Origin of the sequence: Enteroscipio rubneri, assembly GCF_002899715.1 — a bacterium.
Lineage (GTDB): Bacteria > Actinomycetota > Coriobacteriia > Coriobacteriales > Eggerthellaceae > Enteroscipio > Enteroscipio rubneri.
The window spans coordinates 1-26,361 of sequence record NZ_PPEK01000016.1; the positions used below are offsets into that span (position 1 = coordinate 1).

Annotated in this window: 1 protein-coding gene (only partly in view); it reads left to right on the plus strand. The window is 62.1% G+C overall.

Translation table 11 applies throughout. The features are described from left to right. Positions 1-46 precede the first annotated feature (46 nt). Positions 47-26,361 carry the 5' portion of a M26 family metallopeptidase gene (locus tag C2L71_RS12055; protein ID WP_204600484.1) on the plus strand. Its footprint extends 21,304 nt past the window's final position, so only the first 26,315 of its 47,619 coding nucleotides appear in the window; the start codon lies at positions 47-49; its stop codon lies off the right edge, out of view.

Here is a 26,361-nt window from a genome sequence, read left to right on the forward strand (position 1 = left end):
CCCCGACGCCGAGCCCACCCCCTCAGATACGGCCCCCGCCAAGCAGGTGTCCTCATGGGACGTGCCCGGCCAGGAGTCCTACGACTACTCCCTCTACGTGACCGACGCCGCAGACGGCTCCGGAAGACAGCTCGCGCTGGCAAGCCTCGCGCCGCTTGCGGACATGAGCGCCGAAGAGGCCGCAGCTGCCCTGCTGCCCAAGCAGGTCGTGGTCACGCTGGCCGCCGAGCCGGCCAACGGTGCCGCCCAAGGCGGAGCCGACGAGAGCGCATCCTCCGACGAGGCCGCCGCCAACGCCGCGTCCCCCGACGAGGGTGCCGCGTCCCCCGAGCCCTCCCTCTCCGGCGACGCCGTCGACACCACCCCCGAGCGCTCCATCCTGGACACGGGGCGCGCCCTGTCGGCGGGCCCGCTCACCCTCGAAGGCACTGCCATGACGCTCGACGTCTCCTGGGAAAGCGCCGACTACGATCAGCAAACCGTCGCAACAGAAGGTGCCACCTTCACCGCGAAGCTCCCGCAAGGCTACGAGCTGGCCGAGGGCGCTATGCCGCTGTCCATCCGCATCGCGTCCGGCGAGGCGGCACCACTGGCCAACCCCACCTATGCCGACTGGGGAGATGTGGGCGAGGCTATCGCCAACGCCGCCACCGCGGCTGGCAAGGGCTTGGCCTCCGGCGAAACCGTCTCCGTCATCAAGGCAGACGGCACGGCCAAGGACGTCGTTCTTCCCACCTACGACGCCAGCGCAGGCGGCCTGCAAATTGGCACGGCCGAACAGTTGGCGCTGTTCACCTATCTGAACGAGGGCACGTCTCGCAAGATGCAGACGTCCTCCATCGATGCCTCCAAGCAGAACCGCCAGCTCTCGGCAGTCCTCACCGCAGACATCGACCTCACCGGCACCGACTGGGGCGGCACCGATGCCGCGCCGCTCAACTGGACACCCATCGTGTCCATGGGTCACGGTGCTGCTGCCGAAGACTATTCGGGCACCTTCGACGGCAAGAGCTACACTATCGACAACATGACCATGCACCAGAATTTCGTCTTCGGAGCAGGCATTGGCCTGTTCGGCTTCGTGGGCACGGGCGGCGTGGTGAAAAACGTGCTGCTCAGTAACGTGGACATCAACTCCACCTTCGCCACCGGCAGCGAGATGTACGGCACCGTCGGTGCCGTTGCCAGCCAGCTGCTTGGCGCCACCGTGGAATCGTGCGGCGTGGTGTCGGCGACAATCCATATCGTTGATGCCGGCACCCACGGCATGACAGGTGGCCTTGTGGGCGATATCCACGCCGGAGGCGGCACCATCAAGAACTCCTTCGCGAACGCAACTATTACGTCAGGGGGAACCGATGCTGGTACCGGCGGGCTCGTAGGTCGCGCGAACAACACGGTGGCAATGGAAAACTGCTACTTCGTTGGCAGCGCCACCAAGGCGATCATCAACAAGCCCTCTTCCTCCTCTACGTTCATCAACTGCTACTATTCCAGCACGGCGACCGACGACAAAGGCACCTCCCTCACCTCCGACCAGTTGAAAACCTGGGGCGCGGCCTACCAGATGAACGGCGGTCTCACCGGCGGCACGTCAGGCGACGGCGCCATAACCAGCATGACCACCTGGCGCATGGATGACGCAACCGCTCCCACAAACAACGGCTACCCCGTGCTCTGCACCGCAGGCGAAACCATGACCAAAGCAACCGACTGGCAAGACGTGGGCGAATGGGTGGAATCCTTCAATCCCAACACCGCCAGTGGCCAACCTATAAAACCCACGGGCGACGGCACCGATGCGAACCCCTACCTCGTAGATTCCCCCGAGGCGCTTGCGTGGATTGGCTACATCACGAACGTGAAAGAGCAGCGGGCGTCCGCCAAGCTCACAAGCAGCATCGACCTGGCCGGCACTCGCTATGGCGGCCAGGTTGCCGCGGGCGCGTCGACCTCCGAAGAGCGCTATCAAAATGCTCTCACCTGGGTGCCTATTGGCAAATACTATGGTGCAGCCGCACCGGAAATCCCTGAAAATAAGGGATACATCGGTACCTTCACGGGCCAGGGCAACAGCATTCGCAACATGAAAGCAACGGCGCTGGTCAACAACGTTGACAACGCGGTTACCGGCAATCTTCCCTGGGCTGCCGGCCTGTTCGGCTGCCTCGCACACGATTCGTACCTGCGCGACCTCACGCTGGAGTCGGGAGTCGTGCTGGCTGAGAGCCCGCAAGGCGATATCTACGCGGGTGCCTTCGCCGGCGTTCTCGGCATGGACGCAACCATCGCTAACTGCAAAAACGCGGGTGTGGACGTGGTGGTGCGCAACGGCGCCGCCCAGAACGCCATCGCCGGCGGCATCGCAGGCTACACCTATTTCACCATGAGCCTCGGGTGCATCAACGACGCGAACGTGACGGCGAACCAGCCAGGCACCGGAAAAATCTCTTCTATCGGCGGCATCATCGGTGCCGACGCCGGAGCCGGACAGTCCTACATGAATGCCAACTTCGGCGATGTAGCGTTCGCCGCGGGCACCGTTGCGGACGGCTCGTCCGCCGGCGGTATCGTGGGATACGTGTACGAAGACGTCGTCGACCGTGAGACGTACCGGTTGGCCGCCTGTGCCAACGTCGGATCCATCGCCGTGGACGGCGCGGATTCTGTCGCGGGCATAATGGGCGGCAATCAGGGCGGCACTGGTTTCTTTACGGCCTCCTACAGCGGCGGCCGGGTGGGTTTGTGCTCCGGTGGATATGATGCGCAGCCGTACGCGTTTTCGACGAATGACGACTCGTGCATCGATAACGATGGAAGCGCGAACGACAACATACTGAGTTACTATGACCAGGAAGTGCTTCCGAATCCTCAGGAAGTCATAAATGGCAATCAGACCGGGGGCTTCATGGTTCCGCTGTCGGCGACGGATATGAAGTCGACTACGCTTGCCACCAACGCGAACGCGCAGATTGGTGAACTCTGCCGCCTCAATAAAGAGGACATATATTCGAGCCATTACGAAGTTCCCAATGGTCAGATGATCTCCGATGTCTACGAATGGAAGAGCGACCCGGCCGGCCACAACGGCTATCCCATACCGCGCATTAAAGCGGCCAGCTCAAGCTCGGCGTACGCCAACTGGGGCGCAGTGGGCGCGGCCATTTACGCGAAACAGGCCGACCTAACCGCCGCATCGGCCACCATCGACACCGGTCTCGCCAACCCCCTGGCAACCGGCTCATCCACCATCACGGTTCCCAAGGTACAGAAAGATTCGTCCAACACGTTGCTCATCTCCACGCCCGAGCAGCTGGCCTGGTTCCAGGCTGCGTTGGCGGCCAACGCCGCCACGTGGAAGAACGTGTCCCTCAAGCTGACTGCCGACCTCGACCTCACGGGCACCACGTACGGCGGCAGCGTGAACCCATCGGCCGCCACGCCGGCCGAGCAGTTCGCGAACTGCTTGCAATGGACGCCCATCAAGAACTACGCCGCCGGCACCTTCGACGGCCAGGGTCACGCGATATCGAACCTCTACATTTCCAACACGACCAACAAGCAAGGTCTGTTCGAAAGCTTGAACGCTTCCACGGTGAAGAACCTGAACATGGATAGCGGATGTATCAGCGCTCAATCCTACGTCGGCTCCATCGTTGGCTTCGTTGAAGCAAGTAGTGCCACGGCTACCGCCACCATCCAGGATTGCACGTCCAACGTGACCCTTTCGGGCGATCGCTACGTGGGTGGCTTCGTCGGCGAGGCCAGTACAGGCAACCTGACGATTGAGCGGTGCGCCAACTATGGTGACGCTACAGCCTTTTCAACGGCCACAACTGGCTCGGTCGAGGCTGGCGGCATCGTGGCAAGTGCGCACAGCAACGGCACGCTTACTATCAATGATTGCTACAACCGCGGCAACATGAGCGGCAAGGGTGGTGCCACCAGCACCTCTGAGGGTGGTGGAGCTGGCGGCATATTCGCCCGTGGCAACAACGGCAACAGTGGTCACGTCGTGAAAATCAACAGGTGCTACAGCACGGGCACCTTGACCGCCGCGTCGGGAATCGCGCTGCGCAGCGGTGTCGCAAATGGTGATGCCTCGTGGATCACCGTGACCGATAGCGCGTATGTCAACATCGAAGGCTTGACGCCGCATGCGGGCGAAGTTGCTCTCACCGCCGACCAGATGAAGGGTTGGTCTGTACCCTACCAGCTGAATGGCGGCGCCACAGGCGGCGACTCGTCCAAAAAGGGCGACGTGTCGGGCATGACCACCTGGCGCATGGCCTCAGCTGGCGAAAACGACGGTTACCCGGTGCTTATCTCGGCGAGCGGTGCGGGCGTCGAACAGGACGGCACCACACCGACCACCACCATGCAGAAAGCAACCAATTGGAGTCAGGTGGGCGAGTGGGTAGCGCTGTTCGACCCCACGGCCGCCGACGGCTCCACCAAACTCAAGCCCAACCTGTCCACCAACAACGGCACTGCGGCTGCCACTCCTATCACGCTGACCACCCCCGAGGCGCTGGCATGGTACGGCTATAAGCTCAATACGAATCCAACGGAAATCACCTCCGGCTCCACCACGTACGCCAATGCATACGTGAAGCTGGACGCGCCGTCGGGCACCATCGACCTCACGGGCGAACTCTACGGAGGCTCGCTCAACACCGGTGCCGCCACCCAAGAGGAGCAGCACCGAGACGTGCTGAAGTGGGTGCCTATAAATGCACCCGGCAATTACTTCTTCGGCACGTTCACGGCTACGGGGACCACGATCGAGCACCTCTCCATTTTGCAGAGTCTTAGCGGCGCGGGATTGTTCTGCTCAGTCGGGAATGCGCATCTTACGGGTATTTCCATCGGCAGCGGCTTCGTGGCCACTACAGGATCGGGTTACAATGCAGCCGCCCTCGTGGGGCAGGTTCCAAGTGGATACACGCTCACGATGACCGATTGTCGCAACGCAGCCGATGTCGTCACCGGTGATGAGAATGCCGGCGGCCTGGTCGCGTGGGTGGATGACGACCGGAACAGCGGACTCGTCATGGAACGCTGCGGCAACACGGGCAACATAGCTTCGAGTTACAATGCCGGTGGCTTGCTGGGCTATTTCGGGGGCGGTTCTCTGCGTATCGCCGACTGCTTCAATACAGGAAGCGTGACGTGCGACTTCGGCAGCGGCGGTGTGTTGGGACAAGTGCCGGATAACTATTCCGCAGGCGATTCGCTGCTCATCGCCAACTGCTACAGCACTGGCGCGGTCGCGATCACATCCACAAACACAGCCGAGATCGGCGGTATTGTGGGACTCAACACGGCATCCGATGGCGTTCTTAAAATAAGCAACTGCTACTACAGCTCCACCGCCACTCCCGGCGCGGTGGGCGACGCCGGTTCGGCCATACCCAAAACCGCCGCTGAGTTCCTCTCTGGCGAGGTAACCTGGAAGCTGAACGCCGCAAACGCAGACGGTGTGCTTAATCCCGCCACCTCTGCCAACCGCACCGCGTGGCACCAGAGTGTCACGCGCCATGCGACAACGGGTCTGCTGCAACCCTACGGCGATCCGGCACCGCTGTTGGGCGCGTCGGTAACCGTTCCCAAACTGGTACGGGCAACGTTTGTGTCACCCGCGCCGCTGGCCACTACCACGTACGCCTATGCGAACGAGAACTCGAAAATGGCGCTGCCGGCCGGCTACTCGGTTTACCACCTGGGATCCACGGGTGGCACCACAATAACCAGCCCCTACACCATTGCTGTTGGTACGGGCGATTTCGAAGTGTACACCGGCGAAACCGATTCTTGGGCAGGCATCGGCTCCCTGCAGGACGAAGCCACGCTGCGCGCCACTGACGTGCCGGGCGCAACCGGCCTCAAGGCGCTCTCCGGCTCCGGCTCCAAGGAACACCCCTACGTCATATCCACCCCCGAGGCGCTGGCATGGTTCGCTAACAAGGTGAACACCCAAAGCCTGCTCGCCATCAACAACGCGGCAGCTTCCGGCGTGGACGACCCGACTTTTGTTGCCGCGCCGACGCAGGTAGACACGACCGGTGCCGCAGAAGCCCTTACCTATTCGTCTGCGTACGCAGAGCTTGGCGCCGACATCGACCTGCTGGGTGAGGCGTACGGCGGCACGGTGAACGACGCCGGTGCCACGTCGGCCGACAAGTACGCGAACGTGCTCGACTGGGTGCCCATGGATCAGAACGCCCCCCACTTCGACGGCTTAGGCCACACGATCGACCACCTGTACATCAATGCTCCCGACAAGGATAATCAGGGTCTGTTCGGCAAAGTGTACGCCGCGGGTCAGAACACGTACGTGCAGAACGTGTCTGTCGGAAGCAAGAGCTACGTGTGCGGCGGCCAGGGCACCGGCGCCATCGCTGGATCTACGAGTACGGGCAACACCAACTTCATCAACTGCGCCAACGCGGCCGAGGTCAAGGGTGAGAGCTCGGTCGGCACGGTCGGCGGCATCGTGGGCTGGACCAACGAAAGCAAAATCATCGGCTGCTCCAACTCGGGTGCCATCAGCGCCGTTACGAGCGTCGGCGGCGTCTACGGCGTCGGCTATGCCCACTTGTCGAACTGCTCCAACATCGGCACCGTCACCGCGAGTGCCGGCAACGCCGGTGGCGTCGCCGGCGGAACGTACGGGAAACTCGTAAGCTGCTACAACGCGGGATCTGTCAGCGGCGACGCTAATTCGGGCGCCGTCGTCACCCGCGGCGGTGCGCAATGCTATAACTGCCTCTACGATGGGGAAGTCTCCAAGCCGGCCACCGTCGGGTTCGGCGCTAATTCCGACGCCCCCGGCAAGGTGGAGAGCGTTACCACCGACGTGCTCAAGAGCTGGGGTGCGGCCTACCAGCTCAGCCGGGTTGCGACAACGCTCAACGACAGCGGCACGCTCGACTATGCTTCCGTGACCGACCTCGCGAACATGACCACGTGGCGCCAGGCCACGGGCGACGCGGGCGCGGGCACACTGGAAAACAGCGGCTACCCGGTGCTCGTCGCGCTCGACGGCACCGACGCCTCCGGCAACGCGGCAGCCTCCCTGCAGAAGGCGGCCGACTGGTCTCAGGTGGGCAACTGGGTTGACGTGTTCGTCACCGTCGACGAAAAGGCCGACCAGCGCGTACCCGGCGCCACGGCGGGCGAGCCTTTGGGCTACAAGCCCAACCTCGCCACCAACAACGGCACGACCGAGGACTTGGCCATCCAACTGACCAACCCCGAGGCTTTCGCGTGGTACGCCTACAAACTGAATACCACGCCAAGTGAAACCATTTCCGGTTCCACCACATACGCCAACGCGAACGTGAAGCTGACGGCGAACATCGACCTGACGGGCGTGTCCTACGGCGGCTCGCTGGACACGACGACGGGCATCACCCCAGAGGAGAAGCACCAAAACGCCCTCAAATGGGTGCCTATGGGCAGCGCCGCCAACCCCTTCACCGGCACGTTCGCAGGTACCGGTACGCGTACAGCAAGAACCTCCATCAGCCACCTGACCATTTCCCAAGCTGCCGAAAATGCAGCTCTGTTCAGCGTTGTGGGGAATGCGAAGTTTTCGGGTTTGTCGGTGGAAAGCGGTTTCGTGGCTACCACGGAAACGAATAGCGGAGCAGCCTCCTTCGTGGGACAGGTTCTGGATGGCTCCACGCTCACAATAACCGATTGCAACAACAGTGCCGATATCAGCTCGGCGGGCTTCTTTGCCGGCGGCTTGGTAGCGAACGTGGAGGGCGACACGGCAGGTATCGTCATGGAACGGTGCAGCAATAAGTATGGCACCATTACTGCTGAAAACCGCGCTGCTGGTGGTCTGCTGGGCTACATGGGGGGCAACTCGCTTCGCATCGTCGACAGCTATAGTACCGGATATGTGACAGCCGAAGCGCGTGCCGGTGGTGTGCTGGGATCAATTGAGGAAGACGTTACCGGCTCGTTCTTGATTGCCAACTGCTACAGCACGGGCGCGATAACAAGCACCTCCACAAACGATGTTCACGGCATAGTAGGACGCTCGGGAACCAACGATCTTACCGTGTCCAACTGCTACTACAGCTCCACCACAACGCCCACCACAAATGGTGCGAAAGACGATGGGGCTATCGCAAAAACCTCCGACGAGTTCGGCTCGGGCGAGGTGGCGTGGCTGCTCAACGCCGCCAACACCGAAGGCGTGCTCGATGTGAATGCCTCTGCCGACCGCGCTTTGTGGAATCAGTATCTCGTACGCACCCCGTCTACCGGCGAATTCCAGGGCGGCGAACCGAACCCGGTGCTGGATGAGTCCGATCGCACGGGGAAGCTCGTGCGCGCGGCGTTCATGATTCCTGCACCTTTCGACAACACGTATGCCTACGCGAATGAGGGCACAAGGATAGCGCTGCCGAGAGGCTATACGGCCTACCATCTGAATTCCTCCACGGGCACCACCATAACCAACCCCTATGCAATTGCTGCTGGCACCGGCGACTTCAGTGTGTACATGGAAGGTATCGGTACCTGGGAGGCTGTGGGTGCCGGACAGGATGAAGCCACGCTGCGTACCACGGCGGTTGTCGGTTCCAACAACGGCTATGCGCTGTCGGGTTCCGGCTCCGAGGCGGACCCGTATGTCATTTCCACCCCCGAAGCGCTTGCATGGTACGCCTACAAGGTGAACCAGCACAGCAGAACCAACATCGTCAACTCCGATGGCACGCTTCCTGGTCTCACGTACGACTATGCCTATGTGCAGCTGGGTGCGAATATCGACCTGGAGGGCAAGCCCTACGGCGGATTGGCCGACGAGACCCAAACCACCGCGGCCGACAAGTACGCGAACGTGCTCAAGTGGATACCTATTGACCAGTATTACCCCCGCTTTGATGGTAAGGGTCACACTGTCGACCATCTTTACATGAACAGCAATGCAGAAAACCAGGGTCTGTTCGGCAGTGCGCGCAAAACTGACACCGAGGTCTCGTTCATTCGGAACACGTCCATCGGCAGTGCGAGCTACGTGCAAGGTATAAGCTTTGTCGGTGCCCTCGTGGGCAGCGGTGGTTCGCTCACCATTACCAATTGCACCAATGCGGCCGAAGTTGTGAACTCCGATAGCTCGTCCATGGGTGGTGTCGGTGGAATCGCGGGACAAATCTATGCTCCGGGTAGTATCGCCGGCTGTTCCAATACGGGCACCGTTTCGAAGACGGTTGCTACTACTATGAGGGGTTTCGCCGGTGGTATCGTTGGTACCTGTTCTGGTGCGTCAATTTCGAATTGCTCCAATATCGGTACCGTTACGTCGAGTACGTACTTTGCAGGTGGCATCATTGGACGAGGGATTACTTCACCAGCTGTCAAGAACTGCCTCAACGCAGGATCGGTCAGTGCCGCGAGGGCGGGTGCTATTGCGTCGCAGGGAAGCTTCGTCCTCACCAACTGTTTCTACGACAAAGAAGCTTCCAAGCCAGTCACTGTTGCAGCTTACGGCAAATCTGACGCGTATGGCGTGGCGCAGGCTGTCTCTACCGCGGCGTTGAAAACCTGGGGCGCGGCCTACCAGCTAAACGGCGGCGCTGCGGGCGGCTCGCAAAACGGCAACGTGGCCGGCATGACCGCATGGCGCCAGGCCACGGGCGACGAAGCCGCAGGCACGCTGGAAAACAAGGGCTACCCGGTGCCCATCGGTTTCAACCTAACCGATGCTGACGGCAACGCGGCAGCCTCCATGCAGAAGGCCACCGACTGGTTCGACGTGGGCGCCTGGGTTGAGAACTTCGACCCCACGCAAGCCGGCAGCTCGGATAAGTTCAAGCCCAACCTCGCCACCAACAACGGCACCACGGCCGATCTTGCCATCGAGCTTTCCAGCCCCGAGGCGCTGGCGTGGTTCGCCTACATGGCCAATAACACGCCCGACGAGGTTATCTCTGGAAGCACCGCCGCTTACAAGAATGCCTACACCAAGCTCGGTGCAAACATCGACCTTGAGGGCAAGAACTACGGCGGCGCGGCGGACGAGTCCAATGCCACCGCGGCTGAAAAGTACGCAAACGTGCTGGACTGGGTGCCCATCAAGCAGAATACCCCGAATTTCAACGGCGCGAACTTCGTGATCGACCACCTCTACATCAACGCACCTGAGAAGAGCAACCAGGGTCTGTTCGGGGTTGTGAACGACGGCAAACTGGAGAACGCATCCATCGGCAGCAAGAGCTACGTGTACGGCAACGGCTACGTGGGGGGTCTCGTCGGGCGAACGGGCATCACCAGCTTCGTTAACTGCTCGAATGCAGCCGAGGTCAAGAGCGGTTCCGTATACGCCGGCGGCATTTTCGGTGCGAGCATCCGCAGCAGCGTCACGACCGGTTGCTCCAACACCGGCACTGTTACCTGCGCAATGTCCGCTGGCGGCATTGCCGGCGGAGGCCCCGGGAATTTCTCGAACTGCTTTAACACTGGCTCCATCACGGCCACTAGCACGGCGCCCGACAGTGCCGTCGGCGGCATAGTCGGCATGTGGCAAAACAGTGCCGGCTCTATCGAGAGCTGCTACAACGTGGGTTCCGTCAGCGGGGTCAACGCGAGCGGCATCGGTGTGAGCAGCTCGTCTCGCAACAACTACTACCTGGCCGACACTGCTACCGACCTGGTAGACGGCAAGGCGGCGCGCACGGCCGACCAGTTCGCTTCCGGCCAGGTGACCTGGGAGCTGGACACGGGCGCCAATGCGGACGGCTCGCACAGCAACGCCTGGGGTCAGAAAATAACGCGCAATGCAATTACCAACGAACCGGAACCTGCGCCGCTGAGCGATCCGCTGCCGGTGCTGCGCGATGCCACGCTGCATCCGACGGTGTACCGCATGAATGTGGTGTTCGACACCACCGCGTTCCCTGGTGCTACCGGCATTACTACGTACAGCAACACCAACACCACGCTGAAGCTTCCTGTTATTTCAACGGGTACCATCCCGAACTACTACAAGGGCACTTCGTCGGCCGATGCGGTTGATGCCAACAAGCTCACCTCTCCCGTCACGCTGGCTACGGAAGACCTGTCCGTGTATGCCACACTGAGCATTACCTCCTGGACAGACGTGGGTGCCGCGCAAGACGAGGCTGCGCTGCGCTCAAGGGTGGTGGATGAGGCGACCGGCCTCAAGGCGCTCTCAGGCTCCGGCTCCAAGGAATACCCCTACGTCCTTTCAAGCCCCGAGGCGCTGGCGTGGTTTGCCAACAAGGCGAACACCCTGCACGCCGCCGCCATCACCAACACGAAGGGCGTGGAAGACCCGACGTTCGTCGCGGCGCCCGCCGGTATCACCTACGACTCCGCCTATGCCAACCTGGGCGCCAATATCGACCTGACGGGTGCGGCCTATGGCGGCAGCGTGAACGCGGCCGGCGCCACGTCGGTCGACAAGTACGCGAACGTGCTGGACTGGACGCCCATCGAACAGGAAACCCCCCACTTCGATGGCTTGGGTCACACAATCGACCACCTGTACATCAATGCTCCTACGAAAGACAACCAGGGTCTATTCGGTTACTCGGATCCCGTTTCCGGCGACTACTCGTTCGTACGAAACACGTCTGTCGGCAGCGCGAGCTACGTACACGGCAACAACAACGTGGGCGCCATTATGGGATACACGTATAACACCGATGCTGTCAACTGCTCCAATGCGGGCGAAATCGTGGCTGAAGGCCAAGGTGCCGCCGGTATCGCGGGGTTCAGCGACAGCGGTGACCCTTCTGGCTGCACAAACACGGGTAACGTTACGAGTAACGATTATGCCGCAGGTATTGTCGCTACGGGAGACTGCGCTGTCTACAGCTCCTCCAACACCGGTGCTATCACGGCAACCGCCGCAGACGGCTTCGCCTCCGGCATTGCGGTCGGCCCGAGCGGCTATTTCGAGAGCTGTTACAACGCGGGTCCCATCAAGGCCGCCAAACCATCCGCCATCGCAAGCTACGTCAGTGCAAGCTACAACTGCCTCTACGACAAGGACGCCTCCACGCCCGCCGGTGCGGCTGCACCCGTCACCGGGGGCAGAGAGGACGCCGACGCCCACGGCCGTGCGGAGGGTGTCTCGACCGAGACGCTCAAGAGCTGGGGCGCGGCTTACCAGCTGAACCGGCTGAAAACAGCGACCAACAACGATGGCATGATCAACGAAACCATCGAGACCAATGTCGCAAACATGACCGTCTGGCGCCAAGCCACCGGCGACGCGTCTGCGGGTACGCTCGAGAACAACGGCTACCCGGTGCTCTGCGCCATCGATGCGACCGATGCCTCCGGCAACGCGGCGGCCTCCCTGCAGGCTGCCGACACCTGGGCTGACGTGGGCGCGTGGGTGGATACGTTCATCGTTGCTGGCGAGCTGGACAACGCGCTCATGCCCTATGCCGACCCAGCGGACGGCACGCCGCTGAACTTCAAGCCCGACACCTCCACCGGTGCCGGTTCTGCGAGTGCCAAAGCCCTCAAGTTTACCACCCCCGAGGCCTTCGCGTGGTTCGCCTATAAGGCGAACACCGCGCCGACCGAGAACATCCCCACCACCTCCACCCCGTACGCCGGCGCGTACATTGCGCTGGGAACGGTGGGAAGCACTACCGCTCTCGACCTGACGGGCGCACCCTACGGCGGCTCGCTGGATGCGACGCCTGGCGCCACCCAGCAGGTGCAGCACCAAAACGCCCTCGCGTGGTCGTCCATCGGCGCCGATCGGGATCATCCCTTTACCGGCGATGTCATGGGGTATGTTGCGATCGATCACCTGCGCGTTCGGACTGATCGCGCAGACGGCACCGTGAACAACGCCGGCCTGTTCGGCTACGTGGGCAACGCCTCGCTCACGTACGTAAACATAACCAGCGGCTACGTGGGCGCTGACAGCGGTTCAACGACCGCGATCGGCAACGTGGGCGCCCTCGTGGGCGAGAGCGTGCCCGGCTCGCTCATTCTGCGGGGCTGCTCCAACGCGGCGGATGTGAGCGCGAATGGCGCAAACGCGGGCGCTCTGATTGGCCTGTGCGGATCTACCACGGTTACGGTGAACGAGTGCTTCAACACGGGCAGCGTGCAGGCGGCGTCGTCTGCTGGCGGCCTGGTGGGCGCCGTGCGCGACGGCGTGGCAAGCGTGGGCGGAAGCGCACAAGCCGCCTTCGCCAACTGCTTCAACACCGGTTCGGTTGCAGCCGACGACGGGAAGGCTGCGGGAGCCTTCGGAACCCCGTGCCCCGCAAGCGCTCGGTGCGGCAATATCTTCTACGACTCCACCGTCGCCCCCGCCGACGCTACGGTGGGCACTGTGGCCAAGAGCACTGCCCAGTTCGCCTCGGGCGAGGTGGCCTGGATGCTCAACGCCGTCGCCTCTTACAGTGGCGTGTTCGATCCTGATAACCTGGAGGACAGCGGTACGTGGCGCCAGCACATCGCCCGCGACGCGTCCACCGGCGAGTTGCAAACCACCGGCGATCCGCTGCCGCTGTACGGCAGACCCGAGGACGGCACCACAACGGTTGGCCGCGCAACATTCGTGGCTCCGTCTCCTCTGGCCGATACGTATGCCTACGTGAACGACGACTCGAAGCTGGCGCTGCCCGCCGGCTACTCGTCCTACCATCTGGATACCGCTACCGGCACCTCGATAACCAGCCCCTACACGGTGCCGAATGACGGCAGCGCCTACGACTTCAAGGTGTACTTGGGCGACGGCGCCATCGACTCCTGGGCGGCGGTAGGTGCCGCGCAGAACGAGGCCACGCTCCGCGCCACGGACGTGCCGGGCGTAAGCGGGCTCAAGGCGCTTTCAGGCGCAGGCTCCGAAGCGAACCCCTACGTCCTGTCCACCCCCGAGGCTCTTGCCTGGTTCGCCAACCAGGTGAACACTCAGGGTGGCAACGGCATTTCCAACACGCCGGCTCCCGGCGTAGACGACCCGACGTTCGAGGCGACCGCGGGCACGAACACCGAATGGGACGGCACTGTAGTGCCTATCACCTACGGCGAAGCCTGCGCCAGCCTGGGCGCGGATATCGACCTTCTGGGCGCAGCCTACGGCGGCGCGGCGGACGAGTCCAAAACCACCGCGGCCGAGAAGTACGCAGACGTGCTGGACTGGGTGCCCATCAACCAGAGCAACGCCAACTTCGATGGCCAGGGCTACACCATCGACCACCTCTACATCAACAGCACGGCAAACAACCAAGGCCTGTTTGGCGACGGAGCAAACGGCTACGGAGTAAATGGCACCATCAAAAACACGCTCATCGGCAGCAAGAGCTACGTGCAGGGTGGAAGCCAGGTGGGTGCCATTGCGGGCAACCCGAGTGATCTTTTCATCGAAAACTGCTCGAACGCGGCGGAGGTCGTGGGTGCCGGCGAACGCATTGGCGGTATCACCGGAGGAAGCGGCGACTCCAACGTTATCAGCTGCTCCAATACGGGCAAAATCACCGGCAATACGTCTGTCGGCGGCGTCATGGGTTACGCGGAATGTACGACCGCGAACTGCTACAACACGGGTGTTGTTACAGCCACAGCTACGAACGGCGAAGCTGGCGGTATTATGGGAATGCTAACCGGCAGCGCCTGGAACTGCTACAATGCAGGATCCGTGAGCGCCGCCAATGCGGGCGCTATCTCGGGCGACAGCAACTACTGCACCAACTGCTTCTACGACCCGGTCGCCTCCACGCCCGGCGGCACCGCTCCGTACCTTACCGGCGCCGGTTCTGACCCCGACGCTTCCGGTGAGGTGGAAGCCGTCTCGGCCGATGTCCTTAAGAGCTGGGGTGCGGCCTATCAGCTGAGCCGGATTGCCGTCACCTACGATCCTATGGACGGCAGCAACCACGCCGCCGTGGCCGACCTCGCGAACATGAACGTATGGCGCATGGCCAAGGCCGACGATGGCACGGGCAACCCGGAGAACAACGGCTATCCGGTGCTCATTGCGGTTGACGGCGAAGGCTTCGAGCAGGACGGCACCACGCCTACAACCACCATGCAGAAGGCGACCGACTGGACGCAGGTGGGCGCGTGGGTTGAAACGTTCGACCCGACGACGCCGGCCTACAGTGACAGCGGCACCGTGACCAAGATCAAGCCCGCGCCTTTGGCCGACACGTTCACCATAACCACCCCCGAGGGCTTGGCGTGGTTCGCCTACAAGGCGAGCATCGCGCCTGCGAGCGAGACCATATCCGCCGGCAGCACCAAGCACTACTCCGACGTGCCTGTGAAGCTTGGCAACGACATCGACCTTCTGGGCGACACGTACGGCGGCTCTGTCGACAGCACTGAAACCAGCGCTGCGGCCAAGTACGCGGGCGCACTCGATTGGTCGCCCATCAACCAGAATACCCCCGACTTCGACGGCCAGGGCCACACGGTAAGTCACCTGTACATCAACGCCCCAACGAAGGACTTCCAGGGTCTGATCGGCAAAACGGACGGCGGCACCATACGCAACACGTCCATCGGCTCCGAGGGCTACGTGCACGGCAACAACAACGTGGGTGCCCTCGTTGGGTACCATTTGAGCGGCGGCACCATGTCCAACTGCTCCAACGCAGCGGAGGTTGCGGGCGAGGGTAGAAGCGTCGGTGGTGTTGCGGGCATCATCAGCGGTACCATCACGAACTGCTCAAACGCGGGTAATATTACCGGCAAGGACTATAACGTCGGTGGTGTCGCAGGCAGTGCAAGCGACAACATCACCAACTGCTCCAACACGGGCACTATCACCGGCACAACGAGCGTCGGCGGCGTTGCAGGCGGCAACGACTATGACGTTGTGAACTGCTCCAACACGGGCAATGTGACCGGCGAGACATACGTCAGCGGCATTGTGGGTCGGGGCGACACCTCGTTCCGCAACAACTTCAATACGGGTGCCGTGACGGCAACCGATGCAGACGGCATGGCCGCCGGCATGCAAACGTTCGGGGCGGGCGATGTGGTGAACTGCTATAACGCAGGTCCCATCAAAGCCAACCAAGCGGCCGCCATCGTTGCGGACATGAATGAGAACTACTGCTACAACTGCTTCTACGACAAGGACGCCTCCACGCCGGCAGGCGCCACTGCACCCGTTGCGGGTGCCACCGGGTTCGCCGACGCGCACGGCCGTGTGGAGGGCGTCTCCACCGAGGCGATGAAGAGTTGGGGCGCGGCGTACCAGCTGAACCGCCTTGCGGTTACCGACGCGGGCGACTATACTCCCGAAACCAACCTTGCGAACATGACCACGTGGCGCCAGGCTACGGGCGACCAAGCCGCGGGCACGCTAGAGAACAACGGCTACCCGGTGCTTATCGCGCTCGACTCGGCCGCCGCCGATGGCACGGCGGGGGATCGTATGCAGACCGCCTCTTCCTGGTCCCAGGTGGGCCACTGGGTGGACGCGTTCCTCACCGCCGACGAGCTGGACAACGCTCGCGTGCCCTACGCCGACCCGGCCGACGGTACGCTGCTGGGCTACAAGCCCGAAATGTCCGCCACAAGCGACGGCTCGGCGGCCGACAAGGCCATCCAGCTTTCCAACCCCGAGCAGCTGGCCTGGTGGGCGTACAGCTCTACTGGCTACGCCAGCCTCGCAGGCGACATCGACCTGTTCGGCACCCCGTACACGGGTGTTGCCGCTGGTGCTAACAACATTGGCGATGCGCTTTCGTGGACAAACGACACCACGGGCACAAACCTCGATGGCGGCAAGCACACTGTCACGCACATGAATGCCACCAACGGCCTGTTGACTAATGCATTCTCTCTACGCGACCTCACGCTGGCCGACGGCCTGGTGGACGCCTCTGGGCAGTCCGCGGCAGCCGCGGGCGCGTTCGCTTCCACCGGCGCGTCGGGCGCCACCTTCGTGAACCTGACGAACAAGAACGTGGCCGTGTGCGGCTCGGGCGATGCGGGCAGCTATGCTGGCGGCATCGTGGGCTTGGGCGGCGACGATTCCGCATACGTGCTGTGCGCGAACCAGGCGGGTGTGAGCGCAGCCGAGCGGGCCGGCGGCATCGTGGGCTTCAGCAGCGGCAGCTCAGCCACTGCCTCGTCGTTCGGTCTCAGCTCCAACACGGGTGCCATTGATGTTTCCGGCGTAGACGGCTCCACTGCTGCCGGCATCGGCTCCGCCAACTACCTGAATATGGAGGCGTGTTTCAACACCGGATCGGTGGCTGCGAAGAACAACGCGGCCGGGTTGAGCTTTGTTGGCAACCGCGTTCCCCTCACGGGCAGCTACAACGCTGGCGCCGTTGCGGCCACAAACGCATTCCCTGTGGCCAACAAGGCTACTGCCACAAACACGTACCACAACTCCACGCTTGCCGACGCTACGGGCGCCGTGCACAAAGACGACGCCGACATGAAGGCCGACGCCTTCGCCGAGGCGCTTGACTCCACGCTGTCGGTCAACAATGCTCAGCTGGCGGGTATCAACCTGCACGACTATTCGTGGAAGCGCACCGCCGGCACGAACGGCGACTACCCCTACCTGACTGCCGCACGCCAGTACTCCAGCTGGGAGGACGTGGGTGCTGTGCAGAACGAGGCCATGCTGCGCGCCCAGGTTGTGACCGGGTCGGACAACGGCTACGCGCTTTCCGGCTCCGGCACACTGGAGAAGCCCTACGTCATTTCCAGCCCCGAGGCGCTGGCCTGGTATGCCTACCAGGTGAACACTAAGAAAACAACGGTCGTCGTCAACACGCCGGGCGTCGGCGTGAACGACCCGATGTTCGAGATCAGTCCCACGTATTGGGGCAGCTTCGGTTCGCGGGAAAATCTTGACTATAAACACAGTTGTGTGCAACTGGGTGCCGACATCGACCTGCTGGGCGAGCCTTACGGCGGATCGGAAGATCTCAGCAAAGGCACCGCTGCCGAAAAGTACGCAGGCGTTCTTGACTGGGTGCCCATCCAGCAGAGAACCCCCAACCTCGATGGTAAAGGCCATACGATCGACCACCTCTACATCAACAGCTCGGCGAACAATCAGGGGTTGTATGGCGGTTACCTGGATGCCTCCTACGAAATTAAATGTTCCATAACAAACACGTCTATCGGTGCGAACAGTTACGTACACGGCAACAACAACGTAGGTTCCCTTGTTGGATCTGCGGATGATGTCTACATCGTCAACTGCTCCAACGCGGGTACTGTCGAGGGCGAGAGCAAGGTCGGTGGCATTGCGGGCATCAACAATGGTAGCCTACGCGGCGGTATAACCATCGGCTGCTCCAATACGGGCACGATTACCTCCACCACCTTCGCTGGCGGCATTGTCGGTTCCGAAAACTCCAACATTGCGAACTGCTTCAATGCAGGAGCCGTTTCGGCCACGGCAGTGGACGGCCAGGCTGGCGGTATTATTTCAAGCCGCTCGCCAGGCGTGGATCATGAACTTGTGAACTGCTACAATGTGGGGCCTGTCAGCGCCGCCACAGGGGGTGCCATCACAAGCACCTCGAATGGCAGTATCTACAACTGCTTCTACAATACAGAAACTTCCACACCGGCAGGCGCAGCCACTGTTACCGGGCTTGGTAGCGGCGGTGACGTTCCCTGTCAGGTCGAGGGTCTCACAACCGATGAGCTAAAGAGCTGGGGCGCTGCCTACCAGCTGAACCGTGTCTCTTGTGTGCTCGAGGATAATTTCTACCACGTGAAATACGCCAATGAGAACAACGTGGCGAACATGACCGCGTGGCGTCAGGCCACAGGCGACGAAGCCGCGGGCACGCTGGAGAACAACGGCTACCCGGTGCCCTGCGCTCCGGGAGAGACCATGCAAGCCGCTGCCGACTGGAGGGCAGTGGGCGAGTGGGTGGATGCGTTCATCACCGTCGGCGAGCGAGAGAACAGCCGCAAGCCCTTGGAGTATGCAAGTGGTCCCGGCGCCAACCCGCCGGGCGAGCTCTTGAACTACAAGCCCGACACCTCGGTGAATGATGGCTCCGCGGCCGATAAGGCCATCGAGCTTTCCACGCCGGAAGCGCTTGCCTGGTGGGCGCTCGTGAACAGAGCGACCGGCAAATACGTTGCCATGACGACTGACATGGACCTGTTCGGTACTCCCTACACAGGTGTTGCCGCCAACCTGGTGACAAGCACCGACTGGGGTGCGCCCAGCAATATCGAAGACGGCCTTCTGTGGAAGTCTCCCGACACGACCAAGGCGCACGTTGACGGCCGTGGCAATACCATCAAGCATATGCATGCGTTCAGCGGCCTTCTGTATCAGGCGCTGGAAGTGCATGACCTTACGATGGTCGAGGGTTTGGTGGACGCAACCGGAGGATTCGGGACGTATGTTGGTGCGTTCTCGTCAGAAAGTGCGCAGGATGCAACCTTCACCAACCTGGTGAACCAGAGCGTTGCCGTGCGCGGTTCGGGCGGTTCGGGCGACTGCGCCGCTGGCATTGTGGGTCAGAGCAAAGGCAGCAGCGTGTTCGTAGGATGCGTGAACCAGGCGCCGGTGAGCAACGCGGAGTACTATACCGGCGGCATTGTGGGCAGGAACTACAGCGGTACGCCCTCGTTCTATCTCTGCGCGAACGAAGGCACCGTTGACGGCACGAACGCCTCCACTGCCAGCGGTATTGGTCACGGCGATGCAGGAGTTACTGCGGAAGCGTGCTACAACACCGGCTCCGTGGTCTCAAGTGCGAGTGCCACGGGTCTGTTCGGTGTCAGTGGCAGCAACGCCGCTGTGGTTGCGGCCAGCTACAACGCTGGTGCCGTGACGGCTCCCACCGCTTTCCAGATAGCGAAAACCTTCACCGGTACCGACACCTACTACAATTCCAGCCTCGCTGCTAGTGCGGGCACCGGCACGGCGGAGGGTAAGTCGGCCGACGACATGAAGACGACCGGGTTCGTCTCCACCCTTGACACGCCGCTGGCCGCCAGTGCCACCACGGCGGCTGGCATCAACCTGAGCGACTTTGGTTGGGTGCGCGCCGACGGCACGAACAAGGGTTATCCCTACCTTGCCAGCCGCGCACGCGACAACTGGGCGGCTGTGGGTGCCGAACAGGATGAAGCTGCGTTGCGAGCCACCGATGTGCCGGGCGCAACCGGCCTCAAGGCGCTTTCGGGTGCGGGTTCCGAAGCGAGCCCCTACGTGGTTTCCACCCCCGAGGCGCTCGCATGGTACGCCTACCAGGTGAATCAGCACAGCACCACGAACATTACTAACTCCGACGGCTCCACCCCGGGTCTCACCTACGACTATGCCTACGTGCAGTTGGGTGCCGACATCGATCTGTTGGGCGCGGCCTACGGCGGCAAGGTGAACGACGCCGGTGCCACCTCGGCCGACAAGTACGCAAACGTACTCGACTGGGTGCCCATGGATCAGAAGGCCCCGCACTTTGACGGTCAGGGTCACACGATCAACCACCTGTACATCAATGTCTCGGGGGACAACCAGGGTCTGTTCGGCACCACGGAGGCCGAAGCTGCAGACGGCGCCTTCATACAGAACACGTCCATCGGCGCCGAGGGCTATGTGTGCGGCAACGGCACCGTGGGCGCCATCGTCGGGCACGCGAAGGATACCGACCTCATCAACTGCTCGAACGCGGCTGAGGTCGAAGGATCCTTCGACCTCGGCGGCATCGCAGGCAATAACACCAGCAGTCTCTTTCTCGGCTGCGCCAACACGGGCAACATCAAAGGCAAAAGCGGCAACACCGGCGGTATCTGCGGCAGGACCGGCCAGGTCAGCGAAGAGTTCGCGAACTGCTACAACGCTGGCGCCGTCGAAACCACGTGGGACTACCGATCTGCCGCCGGCATCGTCGCGTACACCACCGGCCCGGTAACGAACTGCTACAACGTTGGCCGCATAACGTCAACAACAGACAGCGTGTACGCCATTGCAGGCGTTCCCTACGGCGCCTATCTCCATAACTGCCTCTACGACAAAGATGTCTCCAAGCAAGACGGCGCCACTGCCGACCAGGCGCAAGGCGTTACGGCTGCGGAACTCAAGAGCTGGGGCGCTGCCTACCAGCTGAACCGCGTGTCCGCCACGCCCAACGACAGCGGCGCGTTCGACTACGCCTCGGTGACCGACCTCGCGAACATGACCACGTGGCGCCAGGCCACGGGCGACGAAGCAGCGGGCACGCTCGAGAACAACGGCTACCCGGTGCTCGTCGCGCTCGACGGCACCGACGCCTCCGGCAACGCGGCAGCCTCCCTGCAGAAGGCGACCGACTGGTCTCAGGTGGGCGGCTGGGTTGACGCGTTCATCATGGCCGACGAGAAGATCGACCAGCGCGTGCCCGGCGCCACAGCGGGCGAGCCTTTGGGCTACAAGCCCGACCTCACCACCAACGACGGCTCTGCAACCGATAAGGCTATCGAGCTTTCCACGCCGGAAGCACTTGCCTGGTGGGCCTACAAAATGGGTAGCAAGTACGCCACCATCACAACCAACATTAACCTGTTTGGTACCCCCTATACGGGCGTTGCTGCCAACCTGGTAGCAACCACTTCCTACGGTGCACCTGCAAACATCGAAGACGGCCTTCTGTGGACAGACAACACCGCAGGTTCGCAGCACCTGAACGGCGGCGGCAACACCGTCAAGCACCTGCATGCAACCAACGGTCTGCTGAAGAACGTAGCAGAAATGCGTGACCTTACGCTGGCCGAGGGCCTCGTAGATGCAAGCGGGCAAACGTCGCTGGGCGGCGCAGGTGCGTTCGCGTCCACCATGGCAAGCGGTGCGACCTTCGTGAACCTGGTGAACGAGAGCGTTGCTGTGCGCGGTGCGGGCAATACGGCTGGCAGTGGCATCTACACGGGTGGCATTGCGGGTTACGGCATGGGCAGCACGCCGGTGTTTGTGATGTGTGTGAACCGTGCGCCGGTGAGCAATGCGTCCATCGCAGGCGGCATCCTCGGCTTCAACGTGGCTTCCGAAGCCTCGTTCTACCTCTGCGCCAACGAAGGGGCCATCGGCATTGCCGGTGAAGGCTCCACCACGGTTGCCGGCATCGGCTGCGCTCCCAGCGTGAATGCGGAGGCGTGCTATAACACGGGTTCCGCGACCGCAGGAAGCAACGCTGCGGGATTGTTCTTCCCCGGCAGCTCCGGCACCGTTGTCAAAAACAGCTACAACACCGGTGCCGTTACGGCTCCCACCGCTTGCCAGATATCGCCCACCTTCACCGGCACGGACGTGTTCTACAACTCCGGCCTCACCGCAGGGTCGGGCACCGGTACAGCAACACCCATGGCCGCTGTCGACATGAAGGTTGACGCGTTCATGAGAACGCTCGACACGCCGCTGGCCACCAGTGCCACCGCGGCAGCGGGCGTCAACCTCAAAGACTACAAGTGGGTGCGTGCCGACGGCACGAACGGCGGGTTCCCCTTCCTTGCCAGTCGCAACCACTCCGATTGGGCGATTGTTGGTGCCAAGCAGGACGAAGCTACGCTGCGCACCACAGACGTGCCGGGTGCAACCGGCCTCAAGGCGCTTTCGGGCGAGGGTTCTCAGGCGAGCCCCTACGTTGTTTCCACGCCTGAGGCTCTCGCGTGGTTTGCCAACAAAGTGAACAAGTACGGCAACTCGAGCATTACCAACTCCGACGGCACCACCCCGGGTCTCACCTATGGCAAGGCTTACGTGCAGTTGGGTGCCGACATCGATCTTCTGGGTGCGGCCTATGGTGGCTCGGCCGACGAGACCCTTTCCACCGCCGCCGAGCGATACGCCAACGTGCTTGAATGGGTGCCCATAGAGCAGCGCGATCCTCACTTCGACGGTTTGGGCCACACGATCGACCACCTGTACATCAATGCTCCCGACAAGGACAACCAGGGTCTGTTCGGCCAAGCGCAGGGTATGGATAGCGGCTTGTACATACAGAACGTGTCCATCGGCAGCAAGAGCTACGTGCACGGCAAAGAAAACGTTGGTGCCCTCGCCGGAATCACGGACAAAGCCGCTTTCACCAACTGCTCGAATGCGGCCGAGGTCGTGGGCGAAGGTCAGTACGTCAGCGGCATTGTGGGCGGCTGGGCGAACGGCAAGATTCTCGGGTGCTCCAACACGGGCGCCGTCACGGGTACAACCTGCGTCGGTGGCATCGCTAGCTATGGGTATTTCAATATGGTGAACTGCTTCAACACTGGCGCCGTTACCGCAACTGCCGGGTATGCCGGAGGCGTCGCTGCAGGAACGTTCGAGAAAATCGTGAACTGCTACAACGCGGGTCCCGTCGCCGGCGACAAAGCGGCTGCTATCGTGGTTTATCCCCCTTCCTCTGGCACTCCCTGCTACAACTGTCTCTACGTCACCGAGGCTTCCAAACCGGCTACCGCCGGAATCTACGACAAAAATGACGCCCACGGCAAGGTGGAGGGCGTTACGGCCGAGGCTCTCAAGAGCTGGGGCGGCGCTTACCAGATGAACCGGGTTGCGGCTTCAATCAACTCGTACAACTCGCTGGAATACGCCGCGGTAACCGACTTCGCGAACATGACTACCTGGCGCCAGGCCACGGGCGAGGGTGCCACGCTCGAGAACAACGGCTACCCGGTGCTCACCGGGATCGACTCGATCGACGCGAACGACGCTGTGGCCGACCACATGCAGAAGGCCGCCGACTGGTCGCAGGTAGGCGCGTGGGTGGACACGTTCCTCACCGCCGACGAGACCAACACCCTGCGCGTGCCCGGTGCCGATTCGACAGCGGCCACGCCTCTCAACTACAAGCCCAACCTCTCAACCAATAACGGTTCCGATGCCGACCTGTCCATCCAGCTGGCTACCCCAGAGGCCTTCGCGTGGTATGCCTACAAGGCAAACACGACGCCCACCGATGCCATCACCGGTGCCGCTGCCACCACGTACGCCGAGGCGTTCGTGAAGCTGACCGCAAACATCAACCTGACGGGCGCCCCCTACGGTGGCTCGCTCGCAACGGCCGATACCCAGCAGGCGAAGCACCAAAGCGCCCTTGCGTGGACATCTATCGGAGCGAGCAGTGACCATCCCTTCATTGGGAGGTTCGCTGGCACGGGAGCCACGATTGATCATCTGTACGTCCAGACCAAGCGCGTCGATGGCGTACTGAACAATTCTGGCCTGTTTGGCTACGTGGGTAAAGCTACGCTTAAAGATGTGGCCATCACCAGTGGTTTCGTTGGCTCCAACGATTCCTCTGCGGCGGCATTCGACAACGTGGGTGCCCTCGTAGGTTCTGCCGTGCCGGGCGGAGTGCTCACGCTGAATGGCTGCTCCAACGCAGCCGACGTCAGCGCCAGCGGCGCGAATGCCGGTGGCCTGGTGGGCACCACGGAAAGCACGGCTCTCTACCTGACTGGCTGCAGCAACACCGGCGCGGTCAACGCGACCGGTGCGAGCGCTGGTGGTCTGGTGGGGCAGTGCGCGGCAGCGAAGATGCGCGTTTCCGACTGTTACAGCACCGGCAGTGTGCATGCCGGCAATGGTGCTGGCGGCTTGGCGGGCTCCATCGATGCGGTCGTAGCAAGTTCGGCAAGCGGACAGCCCGTCTTCGTCAACTGCTACAACATAGGTTCGGTTGCCGACGAGGGTGGAAACGCCCACGCAGCATTCGGCATAAGCACCTACGCTGACGCAACCACGCCTTTGAGTGCCAATATCTACTACAACCCCGCTGTTGCTCCGGCAGACACTGCGCCGGGCCTTATTGGCAAGACCGCCGCCGAGTTCGCCTCGGGCGAGGTAACGTGGAGGCTCAACCACGCCAATGCGACCACCGGTGTGGTGGATGAGGCCAACAACTCCGCCGACCGCAATGCGTGGCACCAGGCTATCAACCGTATTCCGGATGGCAAGCCGCAATCAACGAGCGACAAGAACCCGCTGTTGGGTGCGTCGATAACCGCGCCAAAATTGGTGCGTGCAACGTTCATGTCCAACACACCAACGTTGGGCAACACGTGCGCTTACGCGAACGTGGGCTCAAAGCTGGAACTGCCCGCAGGCTACTCCAGCTATCACTTGGGATCCGCCTTCGGGGCAGCGATAACCAGCCCCTACACCGTTCCCTCCGATGTCTCCGACGCTAACTACGGCGATTTCGACGTGCACGCCGGCGACATTGAATCCTGGGTTGGCGTGGGTGTTATGCAGGATGAGGCAACCCTGCGCGCCCAAGTTGTGACCGGTTCTGACAACGGCTACGCGCTTTCGGGCGCGGGTTCTCAGGCGAACCCGTACGTCGTGTCCACCCCCGAGGCGCTGGCCTGGTTCGCCAACAAGGTGAACTCTAGGAATGGCAACCGCGTAGCAAATACGCCCGGCGTCGGTGTGAACGACCCGACATTCGAAGCCTCTCCCACCTACATAAACAATTACAACACGGAAGCCTTCCTTCCCTATGGGTACGCGTACGTGCAGCTGGGTGCCGACATTGACCTGCTGGGTACAACCTACGGCGGCAGCGTGGACGAGACTCCCGGCAAAACGTCGGCCGAGAAGTATGCGAACGTGCTCGACTGGAAGCCCATGAACCAGAGAGTCCCCAACTTCGACGGTCGGGGTCATACGATCGACCACCTCTATATCAATGCTACCGCAGGTGACGTTACGGCGAGGAACCAGGGCTTGTTCAGCTTTACGGAAGCCTCAGACGACATTCCTTCTTCCATAAAGAACACGTCAATCGGCGCAGAGAGCTACGTGCACGGTTACGACTACGTGGGCGCTTTCGCCGGATTTGCGGAGAGTATCAATTTCATCAACTGCTCGAGCGCGGCCGAGGTTTCGGGCGAGAAGCTTGTTGGTGGCTTGGCGGGCACCAGCAACTACGGCACGTTCACCAACTGCTTCAACGCGGGCAGCATCACCGCAACGAACGGACAGGCTGGCGGCATCGTTTCTGATCGAGGGTATTATCCCGGTAAGATCACGAACTGCTACAACGTGGGAAGCGTCAGTGCCACCACGGCGGCAGGCGCCATTACGAGCGGCTCGGCCGAAGGGTGCTCTAACTGCCTCTATGACAAGGAAACTTCCACGCCGGCGGGCAAACCCGCCATCATTGGAGTGGGAAGCGGCGCAGACACCCCCGGCAAGGTGGACGGTGTCACCACTGCCGACCTCAAGAGCTGGGGCGCGGCCTACCAGCTGAACCGGGTTGCGGCAACGCTCAACGACAACGGTTCTATCAGCTACGCCTCCGCGGACAACGTGGCCGACATGACCGCGTGGCGCCAGGCCACGGGTTCAGGCTCCACGCTCGAGAACAATGGCTATCCGGTGCTCGTCGCGCTCGACGGCACCGACGCCGACGGCAACGTGGC